Origin of the sequence: Leptospira abararensis (assembly GCF_016918735.1) — a bacterium.
GTDB lineage: Bacteria > Spirochaetota > Leptospiria > Leptospirales > Leptospiraceae > Leptospira_A > Leptospira_A abararensis.
On record NZ_JAFFPR010000050.1, the window covers coordinates 187,223 to 201,916 of the forward strand.

Consider the following 14,694-nt stretch of genomic DNA (forward strand, 5'->3'; position numbering starts at 1 on the left):
TTTGATTGAAAGGGGTGTTTTCTGATTCAGTCTGTGTCACAAGATAGATTCTGCAATCGCAAAAAGGAAAAATATGATCTTTGGAGCCTGTTATTATCCCGAACAATGGAACCCTAAGGACTGGGATGAAGACCTAAAAATAATGAAAGAAATGGGTCTTTCTTCGGTAAGGCTCGCTGAATTCGCATGGGGAATCATGGAACCGAAGGAAGGTAAGTTCGACTTTTCTTTGTTTGATGCAGTTTTAAAAAAAATCCAAGAACACGGAATGACGGCAATCTTAGGAACTCCCACAGCTACCTTTCCGCCCTGGTTGTACAAAAAATTTCCCGAAATTGTTCAGGTTTCTAAAGAGGGAATTGTTCGAGGAATTGGCACAAGACGCCAAGCTTGTTTTTCTTCTCCTGCCTATAAAAAAGCAACAGAACGTATGGTAACAGCGATGGCCAAACATTTTGGAAATCATCCTGCTGTTGTTGGTTGGCAGATTGATAACGAACCTGGACACGAAGGTTCAGATGTAGATTATTCTCCTTTGGCTTTAAAAAATTTTAGAATTTGGCTAAAGAATAAATACAAAACTTTAGATTCGCTTAACAAACGTTGGGGGAATGTATTTTGGGGAGTCATTTATTCTGATTGGAGTGAAATTCCATTACCCGCAGCCCACGTAGCTAGTAATTTCAATCCGGCCATGATTCAAGACTATTACCGGTTTCAGTCGGATGAACTTGTATCCTATATTCACTTCCAAGCGGACATATTGCGAAAGTATAGTAAAAACAAACCTCTCACTACCAATCTTTATCCCTCACCTTTTTTACCAGTAACAGATATGTCGGAATTATTCTCGAAGTTAGATTATGTGTCTTGGGACAATTATCCTGTTTGGGGGAACCAACAAGAACCATACCCACATCCACTCGTCACTGCAACCCAACAGTATTCAAGAGGATTAAAAAACAAACCATACACTGTGATGGAACAGTTCTCTGGCGTACAAGGCCATGATACCTTAGGTTATCTTCCTCCCCCTGGACAAATTGGACTCTGGTTGACACAAGCTATTGTGAATGGGGCCAACCAAATTTATTTCTTTCGTTACCGCACAGCCCGTTTTGGGCAAGAACAGCTTTGTTACGGAATTTTAGATCACGGAAAAAGAAAAACAGCCAAATACTTTGAACTAAAAGAAACCATTGAGGATATCAAAACATTTGCAATGGATGTGGCAGATTCGCCTTACAAGGCAGAGGTGGCAATCCTCCATGATATTGAAAATTCTCGTAATTACAAACACCAACCTTTGAGTGATGGTTTAAAATTTGCTCCTGTTCCTTTCGCACAAGTAGGTTATGATATTGAACTTGCTACCTGGTTTGCGGGAACCAATGTTTTAAATGTAAATTCCCATTCCTTATCCGTTCATGCTGAGAATGATTGGTCTCAGTACAAAGTTCTCACACTTCCCCTTTATACAATGTTTGACCCAATCGTTGTGGATAAACTAAAAGCCTATGTGGCGAATGGCGGTAATTTGGTTCTCGGTTACCGAGCGGGAATTAAGGACAAAGACCATTGGATGGTGGAAGAGCCAGTCCCTGGTGTTTTTTCCGAGATGGCAGGTGTGGAAGTGTTTCAATTTGAGGCACCTGCCACAGACAAGGTGGGAATTCGGATGGGAATCTTACCACTCAAAGGCTCTAAGTTTTGTGAAATCTTAGAGCCTACCACCGCTAAGGTGGTCGCAAAATATAACGATTCCCAAAAGTTTTATTCGGGAAAACCGGCCATCACTGTTAATACTTACGGTAAAGGGAAAGTCTATTATGTAGGAACTTCTTTAACTCCTGAAAGTTTTATCCTTTTGTACCGAAAGATATTAAAAGAAGCCGGTGTTCGATTTGGTTTTCTGGGTGCGAGTATTGAGCGCCACCACCGTGAAGGAAAACAATATAACTATGAAATTACGATGAACCATTCAAACCGTTACAAGTTGGCTGGACTTTCTATTTTGAAACCCTTTGGTTATAAAATCAAAAGAATTCCAAAATAGAAATCTGTTATTTGAAAATAGAAAATGAGAATACAAGATTATAAATCAATCAATCGGATTCTAAATGAAACATCCGCAAAGAATAAACCTGGTGAAATTTTTGTAGATAATCTACATTCACCTTATATTCAGTTTTCAGAAAAATTCGTAATTTCGGGAACTTCAGTCACACAACCGGAGTTTGGTGATATTAAAAATTTTGTCCAAACAGTGCTCAGATATATCCCCGAGGCAATCGAGGGAACCTACTTATTACCAGAACCTAGGCCCAAAAGAGAAACGGGGAAATTGTTTTTTGTAAGACCTATGTTATTTGGTTCGTCTAGGTTTTTGTATGTATTTTCAGTAGATATGTTGTATTTGGGTGGAGCGAAGTCGGAAGAAATTAAAAAACCTGGTTCACAAAATATGACTCCCGCAATTATCACTGACAGGTTGTACTTTCAAACAAAAATTATTCACCTCCATTCTACGAAAGAAGAGGGAGAGGATATTGTTGATTTTGAAGCAAAAAGATTTCAAGGTGGAGTCTTTCGCGTAGAATCAGAAAATGATGATCACAAACCCATTCGTAAATTTTCAGAAATTTTTGATGAAATTGATTTTTCAGAAACTGAATCTAAGATTCGTGAGGAGTTAGGAATCAATTCTGAGGTTTGGAAATTAGGAAGGATTTATAGTCCCATTGGAATTGATTATCTTTCACTTTCTCTAAGATTTTTAATCCCTAGTTTGCCAAAAACTATCCAACAATTCAAAACCTTTTATCCGATTCTAACAGAAACAGAGGAAGGAATTCCTGAAGGTACTCTAAAGAAGTATCATGAATATCTTTCGTTGTTTGAAGTGGAAAGAACTCAGTCGAAGTCTGGTAATATTTTATGGAAAGTCATTCCAAAATCATCCGATAATTAAGTAGCAGGTCATATGGGCATATCTTCACCAACCATCAATTTCCCCGTAGATGAAACCATCAAACGGATCGAATACGTCAAAGCAAATGCTATGGGAATCATCCATGAAGCAAAGAAGATCCAACGTGAAGTTTCGGCTATCCGATCAGAGACTGATGCGGATGAAAAGGAACGAATTGATGCCGCCGATGGTAAGTTAGGCGATATACTCATTCGATTTTTGCAAAAATCATTTCCAAAAGATGGAATCATTTGCGAAGATAAACCAACCATTGACGGTGGCGATTTTAAGTGGATCCTAGATCCCGTGGATGGTTCTATGAATTTTGTTCGTGGACTTCCTTTGTATGCTATTTCCTTTGGTTTAGAACATAGAGAAACACCTGTTGGTGGAGTTGTGATTGTTCCTCCTCAGGAATCTGTTTATTCTGCGGTTATGGGAGAAGGGGCCTATAAAAATGGGGATCCGATTGTAACCTCCCGAATTTCAGAATTGAATCGCGCTATTTTTTCTCCCAACCTTCCGACAAAACGAGCCCATATGATCCAAGAGATTATGGCAGACCTATCAGGTTTTTTAACTTATGCACGTTCCTTTCGCAGGACAGGCTCCTTTGTTTTGGATGCATGTTTTATCGCGGAAGGTGTGATGGATGCCATTTGGGAAAAGACAGTCAAACATTGGGACGTATCCGCCATTTCGGTGATTTTAACGGAAGCTGGTGGGAAATTGACTGATTTAAATGGAGTTCATTATTATACCGGACTTCCTGAATTAGTGGCTTCTAATGGAGTTTTACACTCAGAAATTTTAAATTTATTAAAGACAGTTCGTTCTACAGTCAGTCGAAATTGATAGAGGGAACGGTTAGAACCATTCTACTTTTTTAGTTTACGATTTGCTTTTGCGATCCATACTAGATACAAAATACAAATACACTTGAATCCATCAGGAGACACCCACCATGGAACATAAACTCCCAGAACTTCCTTATGCAAAGGATGCCCTTGCGCCCCATATTTCTGCAGAAACTCTCGAGTTTCACTACGGAAAACACCACCAAACTTACGTTACCAATCTCAATAACCTAATCAAAGGTACTGAGTTTGAAAATGCTAGTCTTGAGGAAATCGTACAAAAATCTTCCGGCGGAATTTTTAATAACGCAGCTCAGATTTGGAACCATACTTTTTACTGGCATTCCCTTTCCCCAAAAGGTGGCGGAGCTCCAACAGGTGCTGTGGCAGATCTTATCACAAAGTCTTTTGGTTCTTTTGATGTTTTCAAAGAAAAGTTTTCGCAATCGGCAATTACTAACTTTGGATCTGGATGGACCTGGCTTGTGAAAAAAGGTGACGGTGTAGAAATCGTCAATACAAGCAATGCAGGAAGCCCTTTGAAAGATGGACTGCAATCTTTGCTTACGATAGACGTTTGGGAACATGCATACTATATCGATTTCCGTAATGCCAGACCAAAATATGTGGAAGCGTTCTGGAATCTAGTAAACTGGGACTTTGCGAACCAAAACTTAAAATAAGAACGGATTCAAAATCACACGTCAAAAGGCAGGTTCCGGTATCCGGCTCCTGCCTTTTTTATTTCATAAAAAGATTCAAAATGAATCTTGGTACCTAATACAGAGTTTTTATGAGCCAAACACTTCCGAAAATCAAGATCCCCAAAAAACCCAATTATACTTCATTACTCTTGCCGGAAGGAATCGAGTTTTGGGAACTCTTTCGGGTAGTTGAAGCAAAATACGAGAATTGTTTTTTATTAGAATCGGCAGGAGACAACCAGTACGACTCTCGTTATTCCGTCATGGGTTTCCAACCTTCTCACCTGCTAGTGGGAGAGATTGGTGTTTTAGAAATTGATGGAAAAAAATACTCTGTCGAAAACCCATATTATGCTCTCAGGGACCTGACTGATTATAATTCACTAAGCATTAGTTATGCGGGTGGATTTGTTGGTTATTTGGGTTATCAAAGTATGCAATTCTTTGAACCTAAATTAAAACTAGAACCACACCCAGATTTTCCTGCGATGATTTTTGGTTTGTATTTGGATGGACTCATTTACGATAAATTTACAGGTGAGTTGATCTATTTTGATAATGGAACCAAGCGTATCGAAGAAGTGAACCAAATCCTGAAACTCGCTGTAAATCAAAAATCTGAGAAACCAGAAGCCAAAGTTTCTCTCTTACAATCAGGTTTATCCAAAGAAGTCCATAAACAAATGGTGGAAGAAGCTTTAGAAGAAGTGAAAGCAGGAAACACCTTCCAATGCCAAATTGGATTCGAAGAAATTTACCAAGTGGATGGAAATCCATTGGCAATTTATGAAACACTGCGAGAAATCAATCCCTCTCCCCATATGTATTATGTAAAATTTGGATCTCGGGCCATTTTGGGTGCGAGTCCAGAATTACTCTTTCGATTGCGGCAAGGGGAAATGGAATCCTTTCCCTTAGCTGGCACCACCAAACGTGGAGTTGATGCTAAAGAGGATACTCTTCTTGCGAGAAAACTTCTCACAGATCCTAAGGAAATTGCAGAACACAATATGCTTATCGATCTTCATCGTAACGATGTGGGACGCGTAGCAAAATTTGGAACGGTTAAGGTTCGTAGGCGTTTTGATGTAAAAAGATTTTCTCACGTGCAACATATCTCGAGCGAAGTGGTAGGAATTCTTTCTTCTAAAGAAGATATGTTCTCAGGACTTGCTTCTTCATTCCCAGCGGGAACACTTTCTGGTGCCCCAAAAATTGAATCAATGAAAATCATTGAACGCATTGAAAAGTCACCACGAGGTCCTTATGGTGGCGCTGTGGGAAGTTTTGGTTTGAATGGAGATTGTACTTTTGCGATTCCGATTCGTAGTTTTTTTGTGAATGGGAACAAAGGATTTGTTCGGGCATCCGGTGGAATTGTTTTTGATTCCAAACCGGAAGATGAATACCAAGAGATCATTAATAAAATGGCCTCTGTTCGCAAAGCTCTCGATTTACATAAAAAATCTTAAACAAAAGCGCCCAAACTAATTGAGAAAAAATAAAAACCGAAGGAAAAACTACAACAATATGAAAGTACTCATCCTTGATAATTACGATTCTTTTACATTCAATCTCTATCAAATTGTTGGCGAAATTTTAGAAGAAAGGGAAGAGCCCTTTCAATTAGATGTGATTCGAAATGACGAAAAATCTTTTGATACAATTAAATCAGCTAACTATGATAAGATTATTATTTCTCCAGGTCCGGGCCATCCCGCAGATCCGGCTTACTTTGGAGTGAGTGCTGACATTCTAAGAGAGTTGGGTAAAACCACTCCGATACTTGGGATTTGCCTCGGAATGCAAGGTATGGCAACAGTTTTTGGAGGCGAAGTGGTTCGTGCCAATGTGGCAATGCATGGAAAACTTTCTCCCATTGAACATGATGGAAAGGGTGTTTTCCAAGGCCTCACACAAGGAATAGAAATTATGCGTTATCATTCATTAGTTGCAAAAGAAACTTCCCTGCCAAAGGATTTGGAAATTACGGCACGAGTTTCCGCAGGTGAGGGGAAGGGGGAAATTATGGGACTAAGGCATAAAACTTTAAAAATCGAAGGTGTACAGTTCCATCCAGAATCGTTTGGATCGGAAGAAGGAAAAGACCTACTAAGAAATTTTATCAATTCCTGACCTATATTTTAAAGATTATTTTAAATCTTGTAACATAGCTTCTTCCCATGCGGCAAAAAAATCAAAATCATTACTGGCTTTTTGAGAATCATCACCACCAAACAAAGAAAATCGTTTTCGTTTGGTTTCATTGTATGTGGTAATGGTATTGATTTGTCCGCGTGGTGTTTTTTTAAATATTGCATGGATTTGAGAGCCTCCTCTTCCTTGGGTTCCTTGAATGAGTAGGGTAAAAAACTCATTAAAGTATTCATCCATGTTGCCTGGGATAAAAAAGTTTACAAAGCCTTGTGGAATGATATAGAAAAAACTTCCGTTAATTTCCTTTTTCCCAATTCGTACAAAGTGTCCGATAAGCGTATCAGTTTGATTTTCAAAACTTGTTTTTAATTTATACTCAAGGTTGTTGATTTTCACTGTGATTCCAAAAGATCTGATTTCAATATCTCCTAAAAAACGAATCTCCTTTGGAGAAAGAAAATAATCTGCAGGTGGATTTATTGGAAAATGAAACTGAATGGTTTTTCCCTGATTTGTAATTTTAAATTTATGAGTTGGATTGAATTTATCCCAAACCTCAATGTTTAGCTTTGTCTTCTCTAAGCGAGATCCTGTGCGTTGGTAGAAGCCTGGAAATCTACTTTTGGTTTCCTCATTGATTGTAAATTCTAAAGTATGCCACTCCGCATTTTCCGTTACATGGCATAACATAGCACTACAAAGAAACTGTAAGTTTTGCGATGTTGATTTTAAGGATTGATAAGCGTTGTGGTCATTGATCGCCAATGCGAAATCATGGAACCATCTGAAAAAATCGCGTGGTTTGTATCCATTTAGTTTGTGAATGGTCTTTTTTTCCACGGCATAAATTTCTCGCTCTTCCCAAAGTTTTGGAACGAATGTAACTTTTGCCAAATAATCATATTTAGGTGGGTCTGGTTCGTTCCAATGTAAATTCCAATTCTGTTGGTTGTCCACGTTACCAGAGAGGGAAAGGAAAGGATATCCTTCCGGAGTTTTTTGTAATTGGGATTCGTTTTCCTCGCTGAGACTACCAGCAAGGGCTGCAAAATAAACTTCGTTTTTAGAAGTGGATTTGATAGAACGTTGTAAATGATCATATCCTTTCCAAAACTGATAGTAGTTTTCATTTTTTTGAAAACAATTAGAAACACTAACGAAGATTAGTGTACATAATAAATAATTTTGTAAGTTATATTTCTTTTTTAAGAATGCCATATATTTCTTGGATGAGATCTTCATCCATTTGTTCCTGATAGGATGAAGAAATCAATTTACCTGATTTATTAAATATTCGTAAGTAGGATTCGCCTTTGGTTAGACCTACGGAAAGGTGGCCTTTTCGATCCAAAAGAATACTTTCATATTGTTTTGTTTTGGATTCTTCTAGGTAATCCTCTACAAGTTTGTTGGTTTCTTGGAAATCTAAATAAAGAAGAAAGTGGACTTTAGAACTATCTTTCCATAATAGATTTTGCATTTTCCAATAAAGTTTTCGGCCTTGTTTGCGGCAAATTTCCAGATCGCGGAGAAAACATCCCATAAGTACAACCGGTTTTCCTTTTACTGAACTATCAGAATACGATTGCCCATATTGGTCCTTCATCTGAAATTGTGGCATGGACTGCGCATTCCATTTTTCACCAGAGATAAAAACAAAGGCTAAAAAAAGTATTACAAACCGAACCACGGTCTTCAGTGTATTCATAAACTTATTAACGGCAAGTTCAAAAAAATCCTTCGTTTTGATTCTTGTTTTTTTTATTTTTGGTTGCTCCAGTTTTGCCAGCAAAATCAAACTCATAGATTCATCCGCATCTTTGGCATTTTTTGAAGTGGGGGAAGAGGAGTGGCGAAAAATTTTTCCAACAGAAATTTCTAAACTTAGTATAGATAAAAAAAACTTTGTCGAGTTACCTCGAGTATTAAAATCAATCCAATACAAACGTGGTGTCCTGGCCTATGAAGACTGGGATATTTTGGTTCCAGAAAGTTATCTTCCTGAAATACAAAAGTTTGCTGAGAAGGTAGCTACAAACAAAGAACCTAAAGTTTATCTGTGTATATTTAAGTTGGATGATATCCTCTCACCAAATGTCAAAATTTTAAAAACAAGTTTTTATATCTTAGGTACAGAAGATGGTTTGGTTTTATTATTTCATGAAATCAATACCAATATAAGTTTTCAAACACAGTATTCGTTTGAAGATTGGGTGATTTTTAATCCATCATTAATCAAACCAATTTACAGACCAGAGCTTTGGTTGCGGGATAAAGAAAAGACCAGTCTATATAAAGATAAGTTTGCAGTCAAAAATGCAATTTATGGAAATGTTGTTGTTTATCAGATTCCAGAACTGATCCCTAATCCCCCTCTCTATCGGTATCCCAAAGAGGAAGAAATCATCGCACCGGTAGAACTATGGAAATCAGTTCCTGAAAAACTAAAAGCATTAGAGGAAATGAGAAAGAACAAACTCATTACTGATGAAGAATACAACAGTAAGAAAACAGAGTTGTTAAAAGAATTTTAAATTCCATCTCCATGAATGAATTCTTGAATGAATCGATCATCTTCTGGAGCATCAATAGAAGATTTTTCTAACAGTTGCTGTTTTTCGTATAGTTTGTTAATGAGTTGCTGCTGGGTTTCAACTTTTTCCAATAGAACAGAAAAAACTTTAGCTATTGGATCTGGCATTTGATTGTGCTCTAACATTTGTTCTACGCTATCAGATGCAGTGTCACCGGCTTTTACAACCTTACCTGGAATTCCTACGACGGTACAACCTGCCGGAACGTTTCGCATAACAACAGATCCAGCACCCACTCGGACATGATCTTCGACAGTTATGTTTCCAAGAACCTTGGCTCCAGCGCCGATCACAACATTTTTGCCAATCGTAGGGTGACGTTTTCCCGATTCTTTTCCTGTTCCCCCAAGGGTCACACCTTGGAAAATCAGGGAGCCGCTGCCTACAATTGCAGTCTCCCCAATCACAACTCCTGAGCCGTGATCGATAAAGACACCAGGAGCAATTTTCGCTCCAGGATGAATGTCAATACCTGTCAAAAAGCGACTAATGTAATTGATTAGTCTCGGAATGATGGGCAGTCGAAGTTTATAGAGTAAATGCGCGAGTTTATGGAGCCATAAGGCATGTAATCCCGGGTAACAAAGAACAATTTCCAAATAGGATTTTGCTGCCGGGTCAAATTTTTTGATAATTTTTATATTTTCAAACATTGATTAATTGGTTTTAAAATTACTGATTAGACTAGTCAACTTTTCCAAGAGTTGGGAAAGATTTAAAAGGGTAAAGACTTAAGGTTCTGTACAAAAAATTCACTTGTTCAATGGAATATAAAGTCCCCATTTGAGGAAGAAAATTTTCACGATCTGGATTTGCAAAAAGGAATCAACTTTGCCAATTTCTAAGGAATTGACACAGATTTACCAAATGATACCGGGCTAAACTTGCATCTGAATTAAGTTCAGATCGGATCGCGCCTTCTAAATTTCTTATAATAAATGGGTTTCTAATTGATTCTATAGTTAGCTTCTATATCCTTTCGAGTAGAAATAAATTTCTAGGTTGTTCCGACTTTGGAATCAAAAAAAACAATACACATTCTTCTATTCATTCTTACGTTCTTTACTCTAACCTATTCTGATATCTTTCTCAATCCTCAAGTGCCTCAAACATTAGAGAATTATAAACTTATGTTTTTTGAGAATTGGCCTTATTCGGTTTCTTTGTTATTCATTTTACTTGCACATGAAATGGGTCACTATCTTCCGGCTAGGTATTATGGGGTGAAAGCAACATTGCCCTATTTCATTCCTTTACCAGTGGGGCCGATTGGGACCATGGGTGCTGTGATTCAAATTAAACAACAAATTCCTGATAAAAAAGTTTTATTCGACATTGGTATTGGTGGACCTACTGCCAGTTTAGTTCTCTCCGTAATTGCTTGGTTAGTGGGTATCAGTTTATCAAAGGTTATCGAAATTCCGCCTGATTTTGATCGTTCTGGATTTCTCTTTTTTGGTGATAGCCTTTTTACCTATTTTACTACTCAGTGGATTCTCGGTCCCATTGATCTTTCTACGATGGATATACAAGCTCACCCGCTCGCTAAAGCTGGATGGGTAGGTCTTTTGATTACAGCTGTGAATTTACTTCCGTTTGGCCAATTGGATGGTGGGCATGTCATTTATTCTATGTTTGGTGAAAGTTATCGGAATTGGATTCACCGTTTGTTTGTTTTTTTTATAATTTTCGCCCTGATCCACTTTACCTGGTTACTTTGGGGTTTTATCATTTATTATGTGGTGAAGGTAGAACATCCGTTTATCCGCGATTCGCTATCCGGCATTGGAAAATTTCGTTTTTATTTTGGAGCGGCAATGTTAGTAACTTTCCTAATCATTTTTGTGCCGAAACCGATAATCTTGGGTTCAGAATTCGAAGATTCCTCTTTACTCATGGATATTTTTCGTCTGATAACACATAACATTGGGCTGGATTCATGATACGCATTTTATTATTATTAACATTTTTTTCCTTTGGATTATTCGCTCAGGAGAGTAAGGAATACAAACTTACAGAAAAGGCTTATGGTATCGCCTGGGATGGAATTAATTTTTGGTACATCGATACCAATCGGCGTGCAATTATTAAAATCAACGAGATCGGCGAGCAAGAAATCTTTAACTTAGGTTTAGCGAACCTTCGCGGAATTAGTTTTGATGCTCGCGAAGGGAAACTACTTGTAGTTGCCCCAAAACAGATTCTAAAACTAGATCCCAATTCCGGTGGGATTACAGATAAAATCCAAATCCCACTTTCTAATGTTGCCGGGATTGCCAGTGTCGGAAATTATTATTACATTTTAGATTTGGATTCTGGAAAAGTACAAATTTATGATCAATCTTCTTCTCTATTGATCGGTGGTTTTTTTACAGACAGAACTAGACCACGTGATATCTGTTATGGGAGAGATTCTTTATGGATTTCAGACTCAGCAGATAATAGTATCTATCGTTATGATACGAAAACAGGAAAAATTACAGGATCTATTAAGACAAACCTTCGTTCTATTCGTGGTGTTTTACTCAGTGGATCCAAACTTTGGGTTGTGGATCGTGAAAATAAAGAAATCAAAAATATTCCTTTCGTAGAAACAGAACGTTTTATTGCATCAGGAGAAGAAGAATATAATTTAGAAGTTACATTAAAATTCAAACTTGATTCTGTTTCTTTATCAAAAGCACAAATTGCTATCCTTCATCCTCCATCGAATGAACAACAAAGAATCCGATCTGTTAAATTTTCAGATCCATCCTACCAACCAAGTTTCATTCAAAGGAATCGGGTCCAACTTAAGAAATTATCTATTGAAGATTTGCCTGGAGAACAAACAGTAAAATATAAGTTTTCTTCAAAAAACCAATTCATTAAATACTATGTTACTGATGAGTATTTGGATAAAGAAACAACATATCCAGGGGATGTGAATGCGTTTTATGAAAAACCAAATGAGGAATTAAAACTTTTACCTAGAGATTATTTAGATGCGATTTATCAAGCGCGCCAAACGAGCATTAGCACCAATGATTTCAAGGAAAAACTGAAAGCCATCGGAGTTCCGATGCAACCGTTTCGAATGATTCGTTTTGAGAAAGGAAAACCTAAATCGATTCAAGATTCCTTATCCATATTTCTTTTGAGTTATGGTTGGATTCCTATTGCGGATTTAGGACTCGGTAGTAACACGGACAAACGATATTTTGAAAAAAAAGAGTCTGATTTGATTTTATTTCAAAGTTTGAATTTCAAATCTTCGAGTTCTCCTGTATACTTCCGTAAAGATGCCAATTCAGAATGGGAAAATTTACCTGCTGAAATTACTTACAAAATTAAGTAACGTATCCCTTCTCTTATTTTTTGCCTGCTCTGGACTAGATCAAAGATTTGCTTCTTTGTTTATGGACAGAGCCATGGAACGAGAGAATAAATTTAAGGAACTTGTAGAAACCACTTGGGTTCAATTTCCGAAATTGGGATTGTATTGTGAAAAAGAAATTTCCTATCACAAAATTTATTGCAAAGTCCAAACAGTTCTTAGCTTTAAAAAACTTTCCGAGTATTTAGGAATTCAGATTTTTGAATCTGGCCCTCACACAAAATTTTATTTAGAATTGAATTCCCCCTCTGAATTTGGGCATTACAATCCAGAATTTCCGGCCAAACTTCGAGAATTTCTTATTCCTGCAAAAACAAATCCATCATTATATAAGATAACTTTACCTATTTATGAAAGTTTGGTTCGGAACACAGCTCGTGAATTTTTTATCGTTTACCAAAAATTGGATTCTAACCCGAAGTTTTATCAAAAAGAAGCAAAACGTTATTTATTGTTAGTGGAAGAAAATAGACTAGATCCCTATTATCTAGATCGATTTATTTTATTTCTTTATCCAGCTTTTACAGACAACGAAGATCCTGAAGAATCTTCTCGTTTTGTCTTTCGGAATGGAGATGAAACTATGGATGCCCAAGTGGTAAAGGAACTCGTTGGATTTTGGATTCGTAGAAAGGCGGATGGGACGGATACTGAATTTGTTTTGGGTTTGGTGGATTTACTGAAGTTGTACGATCCTGAGTTCTACAAAATCCGGACCGCACAACATTCCAACTAATACATATTAAGTTAAAATATCTTTTACGGCATCAATCACATCTTTTTCATCTGATAGTGTCATCCCGGCAAATAGGGGAAGTGAAACCGAGCGATCATACATTTGGCATGCATTTGGGTATTCCTTTCTGTTGTATTGGAATGTCTTTTTATAATAAGGGTGTTCAAAGATAGGAATGAAGTGAAGGCTTGTACCTATATTTCTTTCTTTTAGTTCTTCCACCAAACTGTCGCGACCTGATTTTGCAATTTTAGGATCCACTTCAATACGATAGAGATGCCAACTGTGAATTCCATTCGAATCTTCTTTAGGAAGTTTGATTCCTTTTAGGGATCGAAATTCCTCATTATAATGTTTTGCAATCTCTGTTCTGCGTTCCCAAAAACTATGTGATTCTTTTAATTGTACAACACCTAACGCGGCCGCAATGTCTGTCATATTGTATTTATAACCTGCATCGACTACTTCGTAGTACCAACCAGGTCTGTTAAACGCATCACGGTTAATCCCATGAAGTCGCATTTTGCGAATTCGTTCTGCAGCTTCCTTGTGAGAAGTAGTGACCATTCCCCCTTCTCCTGTGGTAATGCCTTTGGTGGCGTAAAAACTAAATACAGTAAAGTCACCCCAGGTTCCGATCATTTTGTTTTTATGAACTGCGGGGAAAGCATGAGCTGCATCTTCGATTACATATAAATTATATTCTTTTGCAATCGCCATGAGTTCTTCCATATCGCAAGTATAACCGGCCAAATGGACAGGTAGGATGGCTTTGATATGTTTCCCTGTTTTTTTACTTTTGAGTTCTTTGCCGTTCCAAACACATTTGGTTTTGATGGTCTCTCGCAAAGTATCAGGGGTCATCAAATTGTGGATTGGATCTACATCCGTAAGAATGGGTTCGGCTCCAAAATAACAAACCACTTCTGTTGTCGCAGTAAAGGTAACGGCACTGGTTATGGCAGCATCATTTGTCGTGAGCCCGATGGCTTCCAAAGCTAAGTGGAGACCGGCAGTCGCAGAATTCACAGCGATGGTTTCTTTGCTGCCGACAAAGTCTCCAAACTCCATCTCGAACTGTTTGACTTTGGGGCCAGACGTGACCCAGCCAGACCGTAACACTTGGGCTACTTCTTCAATCGCATCCTCAGAAATCGATGGAAGTGCAAACGGTAGGAAGGTTTTGCGAGATGTGAGCATATTCATTTATACGACATAATCGGAAAAAATTTCCAGTCTTTTCCGCTCCCAAACTTCCTATCGACGGGATTTTTAATACCTAAATAGGGATTTTCACCT

General features: G+C 37.8%; 14 protein-coding genes. 10 read left to right on the plus strand and 4 right to left on the minus strand.

All coding sequences use genetic code 11. From position 1 onward, the window contains the following. Positions 1 to 73: 73 nt before the first annotated feature. From JWG40_RS14490 to JWG40_RS14515, 6 genes are all read left to right on the plus strand, one after another. On the plus strand, positions 74 to 2,056 hold the full coding sequence (locus JWG40_RS14490; RefSeq protein ID WP_205286492.1) for a beta-galactosidase: 1,983 nt from the start codon (positions 74 to 76) through the stop codon (positions 2,054 to 2,056). Between the two features lie 24 nt (positions 2,057 to 2,080). Continuing rightward, positions 2,081 to 2,971, plus strand: coding sequence for an LIC_10030 family protein (locus JWG40_RS14495; protein WP_205286493.1), 891 nt, complete (start codon positions 2,081 to 2,083; stop codon positions 2,969 to 2,971). 12 nt (positions 2,972 to 2,983) lie between these two features. Further along, the gene (locus JWG40_RS14500) at positions 2,984 to 3,826 is read left to right on the plus strand and encodes an inositol monophosphatase family protein (protein WP_205286494.1); all 843 of its coding nucleotides are present in this window, start codon (positions 2,984 to 2,986) and stop codon (positions 3,824 to 3,826) included. A 109-nt stretch (positions 3,827 to 3,935) separates the two neighbouring features. Then, positions 3,936 to 4,511 carry a superoxide dismutase gene (locus tag JWG40_RS14505; RefSeq protein ID WP_205286495.1) on the plus strand — a complete coding sequence of 192 codons (576 nt, stop codon included), beginning with the start codon at positions 3,936 to 3,938 and terminating at the stop codon, positions 4,509 to 4,511. A 110-nt stretch (positions 4,512 to 4,621) separates the two neighbouring features. Further along, a complete protein-coding gene (locus JWG40_RS14510; protein ID WP_205286496.1) occupies positions 4,622 to 6,004 on the plus strand; it encodes an anthranilate synthase component I family protein in 1,383 nt (460 codons plus the stop codon). A gap of 58 nt (positions 6,005 to 6,062) precedes the next feature. Beyond that, on the plus strand, positions 6,063 to 6,668 hold the full coding sequence (locus JWG40_RS14515; RefSeq protein WP_205286497.1) for an anthranilate synthase component II: 606 nt from the start codon (positions 6,063 to 6,065) through the stop codon (positions 6,666 to 6,668). Between the two features lie 15 nt (positions 6,669 to 6,683). Here the strand turns inward: JWG40_RS14515 and JWG40_RS14520 are convergent, their stop codons facing one another. Together JWG40_RS14520 and JWG40_RS14525 are read right to left on the minus strand one after the other, a co-directional pair. Next, on the minus strand, positions 6,684 to 7,907 hold the full coding sequence (locus JWG40_RS14520; protein ID WP_205286663.1) for an LIC10025 family lipoprotein: 1,224 nt from the start codon (positions 7,905 to 7,907) through the stop codon (positions 6,684 to 6,686). After that, a complete protein-coding gene (locus JWG40_RS14525) occupies positions 7,882 to 8,493 on the minus strand; it encodes a TlpA family protein disulfide reductase (RefSeq protein WP_232369390.1) in 612 nt (203 codons plus the stop codon). The genes JWG40_RS14520 and JWG40_RS14525 overlap by 26 nt, the downstream gene beginning before the upstream one ends. On the opposite strand from JWG40_RS14525, the gene JWG40_RS14530 reads away from it, so the two are divergent. Next, positions 8,435 to 9,223 (plus strand): LA_1326/LA_4305 family lipoprotein, encoded by a 789-nt coding sequence (locus JWG40_RS14530; protein WP_408611530.1) that lies wholly within the window; start codon positions 8,435 to 8,437, stop codon positions 9,221 to 9,223. The genes JWG40_RS14525 and JWG40_RS14530 overlap by 59 nt on opposite strands. Here JWG40_RS14530 and cysE read toward each other — a convergent pair. After that, on the minus strand, positions 9,220 to 9,936 hold the full coding sequence (cysE, locus tag JWG40_RS14535) for a serine O-acetyltransferase (protein WP_205286499.1): 717 nt from the start codon (positions 9,934 to 9,936) through the stop codon (positions 9,220 to 9,222). The two genes, JWG40_RS14530 and cysE, sit on opposite strands and share 4 nt — an antisense overlap. 360 nt (positions 9,937 to 10,296) lie before the next feature. Between cysE and JWG40_RS14540 the strand changes: the two genes are divergently transcribed. The 3 genes from JWG40_RS14540 to JWG40_RS14550 all read left to right on the plus strand — a co-directional run bounded on the left by JWG40_RS14540 (position 10,297) and on the right by JWG40_RS14550 (position 13,395). Beyond that, positions 10,297 to 11,226: a site-2 protease family protein gene (locus JWG40_RS14540; RefSeq protein ID WP_205286500.1), complete on the plus strand. Its 930-nt coding sequence runs from the start codon at positions 10,297 to 10,299 to the stop codon at positions 11,224 to 11,226. Beyond that, positions 11,223 to 12,620: an NHL repeat-containing protein gene (locus tag JWG40_RS14545; protein WP_205286501.1), complete on the plus strand. Its 1,398-nt coding sequence runs from the start codon at positions 11,223 to 11,225 to the stop codon at positions 12,618 to 12,620. The genes JWG40_RS14540 and JWG40_RS14545 overlap by 4 nt, the downstream gene beginning before the upstream one ends. Before the next feature lie 73 nt (positions 12,621 to 12,693). Beyond that, positions 12,694 to 13,395: a hypothetical protein gene (locus JWG40_RS14550; RefSeq protein WP_232369392.1), complete on the plus strand. Its 702-nt coding sequence runs from the start codon at positions 12,694 to 12,696 to the stop codon at positions 13,393 to 13,395. A 6-nt stretch (positions 13,396 to 13,401) separates the two neighbouring features. Here JWG40_RS14550 and JWG40_RS14555 read toward each other — a convergent pair whose 3' ends face one another. Continuing rightward, complete coding sequence (locus JWG40_RS14555) at positions 13,402 to 14,595, minus strand: DegT/DnrJ/EryC1/StrS family aminotransferase (RefSeq protein WP_205286502.1); 1,194 nt, start codon at positions 14,593 to 14,595, stop codon at positions 13,402 to 13,404. Between the last annotated feature and the right edge of the window lie 99 nt (positions 14,596 to 14,694).

Bases quoted from the DNA above. Each gene is read 5' to 3' on its own strand.
- JWG40_RS14490 (WP_205286492.1), top strand. From the start codon at position 74: ATGATCTTTGGAGCCTGTTATTATCCCGAACAATGGAACCCTAAGGAC.
- JWG40_RS14495 (WP_205286493.1), top strand. From the start codon at position 2,081: ATGAGAATACAAGATTATAAATCAATCAATCGGATTCTAAATGAAACA.
- JWG40_RS14500 (WP_205286494.1), top strand. From the start codon at position 2,984: ATGGGCATATCTTCACCAACCATCAATTTCCCCGTAGATGAAACCATC.
- JWG40_RS14505 (WP_205286495.1), top strand. From the start codon at position 3,936: ATGGAACATAAACTCCCAGAACTTCCTTATGCAAAGGATGCCCTTGCG.
- JWG40_RS14510 (WP_205286496.1), top strand. From the start codon at position 4,622: ATGAGCCAAACACTTCCGAAAATCAAGATCCCCAAAAAACCCAATTAT.
- JWG40_RS14515 (WP_205286497.1), top strand. From the start codon at position 6,063: ATGAAAGTACTCATCCTTGATAATTACGATTCTTTTACATTCAATCTC.
- JWG40_RS14520 (WP_205286663.1), bottom strand. From the start codon at position 7,907: ATGGCATTCTTAAAAAAGAAATATAACTTACAAAATTATTTATTATGT.
- JWG40_RS14525 (WP_232369390.1), bottom strand. From the start codon at position 8,493: ATGAGTTTGATTTTGCTGGCAAAACTGGAGCAACCAAAAATAAAAAAA.
- cysE (WP_205286499.1), bottom strand. From the start codon at position 9,936: ATGTTTGAAAATATAAAAATTATCAAAAAATTTGACCCGGCAGCAAAA.
- JWG40_RS14545 (WP_205286501.1), top strand. From the start codon at position 11,223: ATGATACGCATTTTATTATTATTAACATTTTTTTCCTTTGGATTATTC.
- JWG40_RS14550 (WP_232369392.1), top strand. From the start codon at position 12,694: ATGGAACGAGAGAATAAATTTAAGGAACTTGTAGAAACCACTTGGGTT.
- JWG40_RS14555 (WP_205286502.1), bottom strand. From the start codon at position 14,595: ATGCTCACATCTCGCAAAACCTTCCTACCGTTTGCACTTCCATCGATT.